8 protein-coding genes are annotated in these 12,078 nt (G+C 73.8%); 4 read left to right on the forward strand and 4 right to left on the reverse strand.

The annotated features are described in order from the left end of the window. The gene (locus tag ACFY2Z_RS11275; RefSeq protein ID WP_390743913.1) at positions 1-2,442 is read right to left on the reverse strand and encodes an MMPL family transporter; all 2,442 of its coding nucleotides are present in this window, start codon (positions 2,440-2,442) and stop codon (positions 1-3) included. Between the two features lie 355 nt (positions 2,443-2,797). On the opposite strand from ACFY2Z_RS11275, the gene ACFY2Z_RS11280 reads away from it, so the two are divergent. From ACFY2Z_RS11280 to ACFY2Z_RS11295, 4 genes are all read left to right on the forward strand, one after another. Next, positions 2,798-3,484, forward strand: coding sequence for a response regulator transcription factor (locus tag ACFY2Z_RS11280; protein WP_390743914.1), 687 nt, complete (start codon positions 2,798-2,800; stop codon positions 3,482-3,484). Then, entirely contained in the window at positions 3,481-4,863 is a 1,383-nt protein-coding gene (locus tag ACFY2Z_RS11285) for a sensor histidine kinase (RefSeq protein WP_390743915.1), read from the forward strand. Before ACFY2Z_RS11280 ends, ACFY2Z_RS11285 begins: the two co-directional genes overlap by 4 nt. A gap of 118 nt (positions 4,864-4,981) precedes the next feature. Beyond that, positions 4,982-5,500 (forward strand): hypothetical protein, encoded by a 519-nt coding sequence (locus ACFY2Z_RS11290; RefSeq protein ID WP_390743916.1) that lies wholly within the window; start codon positions 4,982-4,984, stop codon positions 5,498-5,500. A 373-nt stretch (positions 5,501-5,873) separates the two neighbouring features. Beyond that, positions 5,874-7,943: a SpoIIE family protein phosphatase gene (locus tag ACFY2Z_RS11295; RefSeq protein WP_390743917.1), complete on the forward strand. Its 2,070-nt coding sequence runs from the start codon at positions 5,874-5,876 to the stop codon at positions 7,941-7,943. A 23-nt stretch (positions 7,944-7,966) separates the two neighbouring features. Here the strand turns inward: ACFY2Z_RS11295 and ACFY2Z_RS11300 are convergent, their stop codons facing one another. The 3 genes from ACFY2Z_RS11300 to ACFY2Z_RS11310 all read right to left on the reverse strand — a co-directional run bounded on the left by ACFY2Z_RS11300 (position 7,967) and on the right by ACFY2Z_RS11310 (position 12,051). Then, entirely contained in the window at positions 7,967-8,758 is a 792-nt protein-coding gene (locus tag ACFY2Z_RS11300) for a DUF429 domain-containing protein (protein ID WP_390743918.1), read from the reverse strand. Positions 8,759-8,776: 18 nt separating this feature from the next. Continuing rightward, a complete protein-coding gene (locus ACFY2Z_RS11305; protein ID WP_390743919.1) occupies positions 8,777-11,242 on the reverse strand; it encodes a SpoIIE family protein phosphatase in 2,466 nt (821 codons plus the stop codon). A 158-nt stretch (positions 11,243-11,400) separates the two neighbouring features. Then, positions 11,401-12,051 (reverse strand): ScbR family autoregulator-binding transcription factor, encoded by a 651-nt coding sequence (locus ACFY2Z_RS11310; protein ID WP_390743920.1) that lies wholly within the window; start codon positions 12,049-12,051, stop codon positions 11,401-11,403. Between the last annotated feature and the right edge of the window lie 27 nt (positions 12,052-12,078).

Below are 12,078 nucleotides of genomic sequence, written 5' to 3' on the forward strand. Positions count from 1 at the left end.
TCACCGGTCCTTCGCGGGGGCGGTGGGGGCCGCGTCCCGGGAGTCTGCCACCGGGTCGTGGAGGGGGGCGGGTGACGGGCCCTCGGGGTCGAAGCGGGGCAGGATCCGGTCGAGCCGCCGGGGAAGCCACCAGTTGGCCCGGCCGAGCAGATACATGGTGGACGGCACCAGGACGAGCCGGACCAGCGTGGCGTCGATGACGACGCTGACGCCGAGGCCCAGGGCCAGCATCTTGATGACCACGTTGGTGGAGAGCAGGAAGGCGAGGAAGACGCTCGTCATGATGAGGGCGGCGCAGGTGATGACCCGGGCGGTGCCGGCCAGTCCGGCGGCGACGCTGCGTCGGTTGTCGCCGGTGTGCAGCCAGGCCTCCCGGATGCGGGACAGCAGGAAGACCTCGTAGTCCATGGACAGTCCGAAGACGATCGCGAACATCATCATCGGGACGTAGGACTCGACCGGCACGGGCTCCGGGACGCCGAGGAGTGCGGCGCCCCAGCCCCATTGGAAGACCGCTACGACGACGCCGTAGGCGGCGCCGATGGACAGCAGGTTGAGGACGGCCGCCTTGAGCGCGACGACCGGGCTGCGGAAGACGGTGAGCAGCAGCAGGAAGGCCGCCGTGACCACGACCGCGATGATGACCGGCAGCCGGTCCACCACTACGTCCCGGAAGGTGAGTTGGGCCGCGGTCGTGCCGGTGACATGGCCCACCGCGCCGGAGTCGGCGAGCGTGCCGGGGAGGACGTCGTCCTGCAGCCGGTGGAGCAGATCGGAGGTGGCCTGGTCCTGGGGGCCGGTGGTGGGAGTGACGGTGGCGACCAGCAGGGTCCGGTCGTCGGTGGCGACGGGGGTGGACACCTGGGCGACGCCGGGGGTACGGGCGAGGGCGTCGTGCAGGCTGGCGGACAGGGCCCGGATCGTGTCGGGGCTGTCGGTACGGTGTCGGCCGAGGGCGGCGACGACGGTGAACTGGCCGTTGGTGCCGGGCCCGAAGCCGTCGTCGATCAGGTCGTAGGCGCGGCGGTCGGTGTAGCCGGTCGGGTCGGCTCCGTCGTCGATGTGGCCCAGGCGCATGGACGCGGCGGGAACGGCAAGCACCGCCAGGACCAGGACGCCGCCGACGAGGAACGGCCAGGGGCGGCGGCCCACGAGGCCCGCCCAGCGGTGCCAGGTGTCGGCGGTCCCGTTGGGCTCGTCGACCGGCGGGCGCACCCGCCAGCGGTCGATACGGCGGCCCGCGATGCCCAGCAGGGCCGGGGTGAGGCTGAGCGCGGCGACGGCGGCCACGACGACGGTCAGACCGGCGGCGATGCCGAGGGTGCCGATGAAGCCCACGCCCGACGCGTAGAGGCCGCCGAGCGCGAGTGCCACCGTCGCGGCGGCGACGATCACCGCGCGGCCGCTGGTCGCCACGGCCCGGCCCGCGGCCTCGGCCGGGTCGTCGACGTCGTGCAGCAGCCGTCGGTGGCGGGTGACGAGAAACAGGGCGTAGTCGATGCCCACGCCCAGGCCCATCATCGTGGCGAGCGTCGGCGCGGCGGTGCCGAACGTCCAGGCGGCGGCCAGCAGACCGAGGAGGCAGACGCCGGTCAGCAGCCCGATCACGGCGGTGAGCAGCGGGAGTCCGGCCGCGGCGAGACTGCCGAAGCCGGTCAGCAGGACGACCACGGCGGTGACGAGACCGATCGCCTCCGACAGCCGGTCCGCGGCCTTGGGCCGCGCGAGCCGCCCCAGGGGACCGCCGTACTCGACCTCGACGCCGTCCGCGCGCAGCGGGCGCACGGCGTCGTCGACCCCGTCGAGATACGACGTCTCGAAGCGGACGGGGTTGCGGGCGAAGTGGACGGTTGCGATACCTGTGGAGCCGTCCGCGGAGACCGCGCCGGGCGTCGCGAGCGGATCGGCCACGGCTGTCACCTCGGGCAGCTTCCGCAGGGCGGCGACGGCCTGTTCGACGGCCGCCCGGTGAGCGGCGAGTGATCCGTGGTCGGGGTGCAGCACGACGGGTGAGGCGGTGCCGCGCACGGCGGCCGAGCCGTGCGCGTCCAGCAGGTCGGCGCCGGTCTGCACCGAGGTGCCGGGCAGCGAGAAGTCGTCGTCGTACGAGCCGCCCCAGGTCCGGTCGGCGCCGAGCGCGGCCAGGGTGACCAGCAGCCAGGTGCCGAGAACCCACCACGGCCGGCGCGCACACCAGAAGCCGAGCCGGTGCAGGCGGCCGACGGCCGGCCGGGGGCCGGTGGTGTCGGCGGGCGGGCGGGTACGGCGGGTGCGGAGGAGGAACAGCGTCACGGCCAGGAGCAGTGCGGCGGCCGTGACGATGCCCAGGACGAGGAGCGCGCGCGTTCCGGAGCCGGTGCCGGACGCGGCCGCGTCGGCGAGGTGCGCGGTCTGAGCGGGGGCGGTCGGACCCGGTCCGGCCCACAGATGTGGAAACGCCATGCTCAGCTCTCCCTCCCCGCTGTGGCCCCCCGTACGGGCGCCGGTCGCGCCGGTGCGCCGGCCCGGGCGGGTATGCGGTCGTCACGCGCCGGACACGGCGTCGGGCGGGGCGGGGAGGCGGCGGTGCCGCTGCTGTTCACGTGGTCCTCCGGTCGTTCGATCTCGGCCCCAGCGTGACGGAGGCGTACGAGCGGGAGGTTCGGCGATTGTTCGGGCGACGTAAGGATCGGCTCCGACCGAGGTCCGCGCCGACGGCGCTGGTTAGCATCGAGCGTCCCGCGTTCCCGGGTCGGCCTTCGGGTCCGGGTGCGGGGAGAGCGCGGCCCCCGGGACCGGGGTGCGAGGAGAGAGGAACATGCCGGAGAACAAGGGCCTCGTCCTGGTCGTCGAGGACGAGCCGCACATCGCCGAGCTGCAACGGCGCTATCTGGCCCGGGAGGGCTTCGGTGTGCACGTCGAAGTCGACGGCGACGGGGCGCTCACCGCCGTCCGCCGGATGCGTCCGGTGGCGATCGTGCTGGACATCGCCCTGCCCGGTATGGACGGCATGGAGGTGTGCAGACGGCTGCGCGAGGACGGCGACTGGACTCCCGTGGTGTTCGTGACCGCCCGGGACGAGGTCACCGACCGCATCCTCGGGCTGGAGCTGGGCGCCGACGACTACCTCACCAAGCCGTTCTCCCCGCACGAACTCGTCGCCCGGGTCAAGAGCCTGCTGCGGCGCGCCGCGGGGCCGGAGCGCGACACCGTGCGCCGGGTGGGCCGTCTCGCGCTGGACACCGGGCGCCGCACCCTTCAGGTGGACGACTGCCCGGTGGAGCTCACGACCACCGAGTTCAATCTGCTCGCCGAACTGATGCGCCACCCCGGGCAGGTGTTCTCCCGCGACCAGCTCCTCGCGCGGGTCTGGGGGTACGCCGGCTACCGGGACACGCGCATGATCGACGTCTACGTCTCCCAACTGCGCGCCAAGCTCGGCGACGCGAGCCCGATCCGCACCGTGCGCGGGGTGGGGTACGGCGTCGCGGACACCGGCCGGTGACTCCGGTGCGCCGCCGCGCCGCCCTGGCCGGGAGCGTCGTGCTGCTGACCACCGCCGTGGCGGCGGTCGCCGTACTGGTGACGGCTCTCTTCGCCTGGCGGACGATCCGCTCCACCGCCGAGTCCCAGGAGCGCGACCAGCTCTCCCGTCAGGCGGAGGTCATGGCCCGCACCCCCGCCCTGGCCTCCCTGATGCTGGACCGGCAGCAGCTCATCGCGGGCCCGAACGGCACCGAACTCGCCCTCGTCGGCACCACCGGCGCGGCGCGGGGCCCGGCGGCGCCCGTGGTCGGCGCCGCCTGGCGCACGGTGCTGCTCGCGGGGCGGGACGTGTCGGGCACCGGGTTCCTGGACGGGCAGGAGGTGCTGGTGGAGGGGGTTCCGGCGCGCACGGGCGGCGGACTGGTGCTGACCCGGCCCATGAGTTCCGTGGACGAGGCCGCGGACCGGATGCGCGGTGCCCTGGTGCTGCCCCTGGGTCTCGGACTGTCCGGTGCCGCCCTGGCTGGGGCGCTGCTGGCCCGGCGTCTCGCCCGCCCGCTCGTGTCGGCCGCCCGCACCGCTCATCGGCTGTCCGAGGGCGAGCGCGGCCTCCGGGTGCCGGCGGAAGGTCCCGCCGAGGTCGCCGAACTGGCCGCCGCCCTGAACCTGCTGGACGCGGCGCTGACCCACAGCGAGCAGCGGCAGCGGGACTTCCTGATGTCGGTCTCGCACGAGATCCGCACCCCGCTGACCTCCGTACGGGGCTATGCCGAGGCGCTGGCCGACAAGGTGATCATCGGCGACGAGGTGCCCGAGGCGGGCCGGATCCTGGGCGGCGAGATAGAGCGGCTGGAGCGGTTCGTGGGCGATCTGCTCGCCCTGGCCCGCCTGGAGGCGGACGACTTCCGGCTGGACACCGACGAGGTCGACCTGGACGCGCTCGTGGCCCAGGCCGCAACCGTCTGGTCGGCCCGCTGCACCGGGCACGACGTCGCCTTCCGCGCCGAACGTCCCGGACACCCCGTACGGATCACCACGGACGGTTTCCGGGTACGCCAGCTCGTCGACGGCCTTCTGGAGAACGCGCTGCGGGTCACCCCGGCCGGTCGGCCCCTGGTGCTGGCCCTGTGCCAGGAGGGCGCCGGGGCACGGTTGGAGGTCCGCGACGGCGGCCCCGGCCTCACCGAGGAGGATGTGGCGGTCGCCTTCGAACGCGGCACCCTCACCACGCGCTACCGGGGTGTCCGCCCGGTCGGCAGCGGCCTCGGCCTTGCCCTTGCGCACCGTCTGGCCGCGCTCCTCGGCGGCACCGTCACCGCCCAGGGCCATGGCCCGGAAGGCGGCGCCTGCTTCACCGTACGACTGCCGGCCGACCCGGGCTCGTCCCCGCGCTCCTGACACGGGGCCACCGCTCGGAAGGATCTGCATGTCCCCCCGGCCGGGGCCGCTCACCCGTCCTGGTGTCTCGCCCGCGCGTCGCCGCTCTCCCGTGCCGTCGGTGCGCGACCGTGGGCGGATGCGCCGCACGTTCCTCTCCGTCGCCGTCGCGTTGCTCGCCGCCGGGTGCGTGACCGTACGGCACGACTCCGGCGGTCGGCAGGCCGCGGCAGCCGACGCCCATGCGCCCGCGCCCATCGCTCCGCGTCCCTCGGCGCCACGGCCCCCGCGGGGCGCGGCGGCGCTCGTACGCACCGGTTCCGTGTCTCGTCCGTGGTCGGCGCCCTCCTCGCCCGCGGGCCTCCGCTCCTCCTCCCAGGAGCGCCGGCCCGTCCCCGCACCGCGGCCGGCCGTTCCCGACGCCCGCCGCCTCGGGGAGCCACAGGAGCGGCGGGCCACCCAGGTGAGGGCCGGGCGGCGCCCCGCCGCTGCGTCCACGCCGCGCCAGGCGCCGTACGCATCCGGTCACACCACGTTCGCCAGGCCCGCCGCCGCACACGGGCTGATCGTCACGGCGCGCGAGGGCGGCGACCCGTTCGCGGTCTGCGGCCTGGTCGAGAACATGGGCCTGACCGAGGCCGCGGCCGTCGTCTGCTGAGACCCGGCCCGGACCCGCCCGGCCCGGACCCGCCCGGCCCGGACCCGCCCGGCCCGGACCCGCCCGGCCCGGACCTGTCCGGCTCAGACTTGTCCGGCTCAGACTTGTCCGGCTGAGACCCGTCCGGCCGCGGACCGGCGACCCCTGAGGCGTCCGCCCGTCACCACACTGCGGATGGGCCTGCTCACCACCGAGCAATCCTATGAGTCAGCCCGCCATCACCCTCCGTACAAGACCGCCCACCCACCGCGTTCCGGGCTGGGCACGGCCACACGGCCGGGGGCAGCATGGAGGTACGGGAAGCCGGACCTGGGTGTGACCGACACCGGCGAGTGGCCCCCGCGCCTCGCCGGCAGGCGGAGGGAGATCTGGGATGACAACCGAACCCTTCCAGGCCGACGGCGACCGAACCGACCCGGCCCGGCCCCGGGTCGGCAGTCTGCTGGATCTCCTCAGCATCGCCGCGGTGGTGCTGGACGCCAAAGGCCGGATCGTGTTCTGGAGTCCCCAGGCCGAGGATCTCTTCGGCTACTCGGCGCAGGAGGCCCTCGGTGAGTTCGCGGGACGGCTGATGGTCCGCCCGGAACACCTGCAGACCATTCTCGGTCTGTTCGCCGAGGTGATGGAGACGGGCCGCAGCTGGTCCGGCGCCTTCCCCATCCTGCACAGGGACGGCAACACCCGCCTGGTGGAGTTCCGCAACATGCGGCTCCTCAACGGAGTCGGCGACGTCTACGCGCTGGGCATCGCCGCCGACCACGGCGTGATGCAACGCGTCGAGACCGATCTGGCCCTGTGTCAGCGGCTGATCGACCAGTCCCCCATCGGACTGGCCCTGATGGATCCCGATCTGCGCTATCTCCTGGTCAACCAGGCGCTGGAGCGCATCGACGGCATACCCGCCGCGGAGCACATCGGCCGCCATCTGCGGGAGACTGCCCTGCCGTTCCCCGACATCGACACCGTCGAGTCCGCCCTGCACCAGGTGCTGGCGACCGGCGACCCGCTCCTCGACCAGTACGCCGTCGGTCGCACACCGGCCGATCCGGACGCCGACCACGCCTGGTCCCTGTCGTTCTACCGCCTGGAGGACCCCGGCGGCCGGATCCTCGGCGCGGCCACCTCGGTCGTCGACGTCACCGAGCGGCATCGCGCGGCCATCGAGGCCGATCGTGCCCGGCGGCGTCTGGCCCTGATCGCGGACGCCTCCGCCCGCGTCGGCACCACCCTGGAGGTGGAGCAGACCGCCCGCGAGCTGGCCGAGGTCGCGACCCCCGATCTCGCCGACGTGGTCGCCGTGGACGTCCTGGACTCCGCCCTGGCCTGCCGCCGCACAGGGCGGCCGGGAGGCGGCCCCGAGCTCTTCCGCGCCCTGGCTCTCAAGGCGTCCCATCCCACCGTGGCGCTCCGCGCCGCCGACCCGCCCGGTGACCTCGCCGCCTACGACGGGGACCGGCTGGTCACCCTGTGCGTGCACTCCGGCCGGCCGGTTCTGGTGCGTCAGGTCGCCCCCCAGGATCTGCGGCGCATCGCCCGCGATCCCGAGGCCGCCTCCCTCCTCGCCGGCGCCGGCGTCCACTCCTATCTGGCGGTGCCCCTGATCGCCCGCGGCGAAGTGCTCGGCGCTCTCGACCTCAAACGCACCCGCAATCCGCACCCCTTCGACCAGGACGACGTCGTCCTCGCCTCCGAGCTGGCCGGTCGCGCCGCCGTGGCCATGGACAACGCCCGCTGGTACCAGAGCGTGCGCAACACCGCCCTCACCCTCCAGCGCAGCCTGCTCCCCGAGCACCCGCCCTACCACCCCGGCCTGGAACTCGCCTACCGCTACCAGCCCGCCCAGGCCACCAGCGAGGTCGGCGGGGACTGGTACGACGTCATCCCGCTCGACGACGACAAGACCGCGCTCGTCGTGGGCGACGTCATGGGCAACGGCATCGACGCCGCCGCCACGATGGGCCGGCTGCGCACCGCCACCTGCGCCTACGCGGACCTCGATCTGGCCCCCGGCACCGTGCTCCAGCATCTCGACAAGATCACCTGCGATCTGGAGCACTACATCGTCACCTGCGTCTACGCGGTGTACGACCCCCACAGCAGACGATGCCACCTGGCCAATGCGGGCCATATGCCGCCCGCGCTGGCCCGTCCGGGCAGGGAACCCGCGCTGCTGGACCTGCCCCCCGGCGCACCGCTCGGCGTGGGCGGTGTGCCGTTCACCACCACGACCGTCGAGCTGTTCCCGGGCGACGTGCTGGTCCTCTACACGGACGGTCTCGTGGAGACCCGTCACCACGCCATCGACGACCGGCTCAACTCGCTCCTGGCCCTCCTCGACAAGCCGGAACGGCCCCTGGAGGAGACCTGCGACCTCCTGCTGCACGGGCTGCGCCATCCCGACGACCACGACGACGTGGCCCTGCTCGCGGTCCGGACCGGGTAGGCCGGTTCTCGTACGGCACCCGGTCAGCGGCGGAGGGCGGCGAGGTCGGTGCCGGGCAGATGGATCCAGCCCTCCCGCCGGGCCGCCTCGCGTTCCTCCGGGGAGTGCGGCCACCGGGTGTCCCCGAGGAGGACGGCACGCGCGACCAGGGCGCAGACGAAGGCGTCCAGATGGTCATGGCTGTCGGTACAGACCGCGCGCACCGGCTCGGGCAGGGGCGCTCCCAGGCCCGCTTCGAGTGAGCGGACGATGTCCTCCCGGACGGAACGCGCCTCGGGGGTACCGCTCTTGTAGCTCCGGGCCGGACGGATCCCCCACCGCCGCAGCGCCGCGGCGGGATAGACCTCGGCGACCGGTCCTGATCCGTCCCGGGGCACGGCGGCGCCGTCGGCGGCGAGGCGGTCCAGCAGATGTGCCGCCCTGAGCGCCACGACCCCGAGAAGGTCGGTGGACACCGACAGCGGAGGCCGCGTCGCCGTCGCCTTCCAGGTCAGGTCGTCGGTCAGCCGGAACCGCAGCGCGTCCAGGCCCGCTCTGCCGTCCGTCCGCTCCGTGAACCTGGCGGGCGCGGGCAGCCGCTCGCCCCGGTGATGGGCCGCGACCGTGGCCACGAAGTGCGACGGCCAGCCCAGCGGGCAGTCCAGGCCCGTCTTGTCCGCCGTCCGGACCAGCTCCAGCAACTCCCCGTCGGCCCGTGGCACGACGAACTCCACCGTCAGGCCGCCCTCGTCCGGCCACAGCACCCGGCACACCGCCGTACGCCGTGCGTTCGCGGCCAGGTCGACGCCGACCGTCACCGCCCGCCCTCGTGTCATGCGCCCATTCTCGACCGTTCAGATCGGCTGCATCTCGGGCGTGAGCGGGAGTTCGGCCCAGATGGTCTTGCCGCAGCGGTGGTGGCGGCTGCCCCAGCGCTGGGAGAGCTGGGCGACGATGAGCAGGCCGCGGCCGCCCTCGTCGGACAGGCGGGCGCGCCGCAGATGGGGTGCGGTGCTGCTGGCGTCGCCGACCTCGCAGATCAGGGCCGTGTCGCGGATGAGCCGTAGATGCACCGGTGGGGAGCCGTAGCGGATCGCGTTGGTGACCAGCTCGCTGACCACCAGTTCGGCGACGAAGGCGGTGTGCCCGAGCTGCCAGGTGGACAGCCGCTCGCAGGCGAGTTCGCGGGCCAGGGCGACGACGGAGGGCTCGCACGGCAGCTCCCAGGTGGCAACGCGGTCGGCGCTCAGGGCCCTGGTCCGGGTCAGCAGGAGCACGACGTCGTCGGTGCGGGCCTCGGGCAGCAGACTGCCGAGCGCCCGGTCGCAAGTCTCCTCCAGCGGACGGCCGGGGTCGGCGAGGGCCGCGCACAGCAGATCGCAGGCCTCGTCCACGTCGCGTGCCGGTGACTCGATCAGTCCGTCGGTGTAGAAGGCGAGGACGCTGCCTTCCGGGACGGCGAACTCGGCGGCCTCGAACGGCAGGCCGCCTAGGCCCAGCAGCGGTCCGGCGGGCAGGTCCAGGAAGCGGACCTCGCCGTCGGGGGTGGCCAGTACGGGCAGCGGGTGGCCTGCTCGGGCCATGGAGCAGCGCCGGGAGACGGGGTCGTACACCGCGTACAGACAGGAGGCGCCGACCTCGCCCGAGCTCGGGGCGGAGCGCCCGCCGGGGCCGGCCTCCTCGTTGCGGTCCATGAGCAGCACGAGGTCGTCGAGGTGGGTGAGCAGTTCGTCGGGAGTCAGGTCCACATCGGCCAGGGTGCGTACCGCCGTGCACAGCCGGCCCATGGTGGCCGAGGCCGTGATGCCGTGGCCGACCACGTCCCCCACCACGAGGGCCACCCTGGCCCCGGACAGGGGGATGACGTCGAACCAGTCGCCGCCGATGCCGGCACCGGCGTGGGCGGGCAGATACCGGGAGGCGGTCTCGACGGCGGGGTGGTGCAGCGCGGGGTGCGGAAGGATGGTCTGCTGCAGGGCGAGCGCGGTGGCGCGTTCCTGGCTGTAGCGGCGGGCGTTGTCGACGTGGACCGCCGCACGGGCGCTCAGCTCTTCGGCGAGCCGCAGATCGTCCTCCTCGAAGGGCGCGGGGTTGCGGTGGCGGAAGAACAGCGCCAGCCCGAGCGTGACCCCGCGGGCCCGCAGCGGTACGGCCATGAAGGAGTGGATCCCGAACTCGCGGATCTTGCGAGCGCGCGCGGGCGAGCTCTCCGCCCACCACTGCGTGATGTCCTCGGCGCGGTGCAGGGCGCCCCGGCCCGCGGCCAGGGCGCGTCCGGGCGGGGAGTCCTCCGGATAGCTGTAGGTGCCTCCTATGGGGACCACCGACTCGGGACACCGCGGCAGGACCGAGCGTTGGGCGGTTCTGCGGAACACCAGGAGGCTGTGCGGTCCGGTGACCGTGTCCTCGCCCTTGAGGACGCTGTCGAGCAGGTCCACCAGCACGAAGTCGGCGAAGTGGTCCGTGCCGACCGCCGCCAGCTCGTCGGCGGTGCGGCTGAGGTCGAGGGTGGTGCCGATCCGCAGCGCCGCCTCGTTGAGGACGGCCAGGCGTCGGCGTGCGCGGTACTGCTCGGTGGTGTCCACGGCCGCCGCGGACATGCCGCAGACCTGGCCGCCGGGGCCGCGTACGGGATACAGCGACAGCAGCCAGACCCGCGCCACGGCGGTGTCGGAGCCGGGCGAGTGTGCCTCGCACATCACCGTTCGTCCGGTGCGCAGGACCTCCGTCATGGCCTCGCCGATGCCCTGCAGCTCCAGCAGGGTGTTCCCGCACCTCGACTCGCCGATGGGCCAGCCGAGGAGTTCGTGGTCCTGCCGGCCCGACTCGCGCCGCATGGCGGTGTTGACCTCCAGCCGCACTCCCCTGCGGTCGTAGAGGGCCATGGGCAGGGGCAGCTGGTCCAGCGCCCACTGTTTGAGGAGCGCGGTGTCCGGTTCGCCGACGTTCCCGGTCGGGAGTCCGGACGGCTCGACGCCCTCTGCGGTGAGGAGCCAGTACGTCTTACCGGTCGCGTCCCGCAACGGTTCGGCCCGCAGGGTCCACGCCAGCGGGTGGCCGTCCCGGTGCCGGAGGGTGATGCGGCCGCTCCAGGTCTCCCGCCGGGCGTGGCTGCGCAGGACGGCGGGCGGCGGGGGCTCGGCGAGCAGTTCCGTCGCGGCCCGGCCGACCAGGTCCGCCGGCTCGTAGCCGAGGAGCCGGCAGATGCCCGGGCTCAGCGCGGTCACCGTGCCCCGTGGATCCACGATGACCCCAGCGTCCTGCGCGGGCTCCCGCCTCGTGGAACGGTGCCTGTCCGGTGTCGCGGAGCCCTGCGCCATGTCGTCGCCCTCGTTCTGTCGTCCAGGCCCCGCCGGGAGTCGTCGACGGGCCCATCCGCAGCACTGCGTCCAGGCTGCTCCCGCGCTGGGCCTTTCTCAACCGCTGATCACTCCGGGGCGGGGTGCCGGAACGCGCGGTCCGGCCGTGCGGTGGGCCGTCAGGGCGTGGGGGCCGTCCGCCGGGCCCGTGGCCCGGCGCCCACCTCGGCGAGCAGTGCCCGGGGGGCGGGGCAGGACTGGAGGCCGGGGAGGAGCAGCAGCCAGAGATCGGCCAGGCGGTCCTCGATCAGTACGCGGTCGTCGAGGGCGTCGGAGAGGGTGTGCAGTCCGAAGAACGCGGCCACGAGGGTGGGGGCGTCGCGGCTGGGCTCGGCGTGCGGGGCGAGATCTCCTTCCACCCGGGCCTGGGTCAGCAAGCGCTCGACCGTGGCGATCCAGTCGACGAAGGGCGGGGGCATCTCCACGGCGATGGATCGGCGCTCGGCCCAGAGCCGGGCGCCCGCGCGGACGAGGACGTCGTCCCGGAAGGCACGGGCGACCGCGAAGCTCAGGCGTACCAGCTTCCGGAGGGTGGGTTCGAGGGCGGCCTCGTGGCGCGCCACCAGCACCGGCCAGGCGGCGAAATGCGCTTCGACCACGGCCAGGGCGAGCTGTTCCTTGTTGGTGTAATGGAAATAGATCGCCCCGCTGGTGCGGCCGGACCGTTCGCTGATGTCATTGATGCTGGTCGCCGCGTATCCCCGTTCGAAGAACAGGTGAGCCGCCGCCTGCAAGACGGCTCGGCGGGTTTCTTCTGCCCGATCCTGCACGTGTGTTCCTTTGTCTGTCGGTGGAGC

It is taken from the genome of Streptomyces sp. NPDC001222, from assembly GCF_042896945.1.
Taxonomy (GTDB): domain Bacteria; phylum Actinomycetota; class Actinomycetes; order Streptomycetales; family Streptomycetaceae; genus Streptomyces; species Streptomyces gibsoniae.

Bases quoted from the DNA above. Each gene is read 5' to 3' on its own strand.
- ACFY2Z_RS11275 (WP_390743913.1), bottom strand. From the start codon at position 2,442: ATGGCGTTTCCACATCTGTGGGCCGGACCGGGTCCGACCGCCCCCGCT.
- ACFY2Z_RS11280 (WP_390743914.1), top strand. From the start codon at position 2,798: ATGCCGGAGAACAAGGGCCTCGTCCTGGTCGTCGAGGACGAGCCGCAC.
- ACFY2Z_RS11290 (WP_390743916.1), top strand. From the start codon at position 4,982: ATGCGCCGCACGTTCCTCTCCGTCGCCGTCGCGTTGCTCGCCGCCGGG.
- ACFY2Z_RS11295 (WP_390743917.1), top strand. From the start codon at position 5,874: ATGACAACCGAACCCTTCCAGGCCGACGGCGACCGAACCGACCCGGCC.
- ACFY2Z_RS11300 (WP_390743918.1), bottom strand. From the start codon at position 8,758: ATGACACGAGGGCGGGCGGTGACGGTCGGCGTCGACCTGGCCGCGAAC.
- ACFY2Z_RS11305 (WP_390743919.1), bottom strand. From the start codon at position 11,242: ATGGCGCAGGGCTCCGCGACACCGGACAGGCACCGTTCCACGAGGCGG.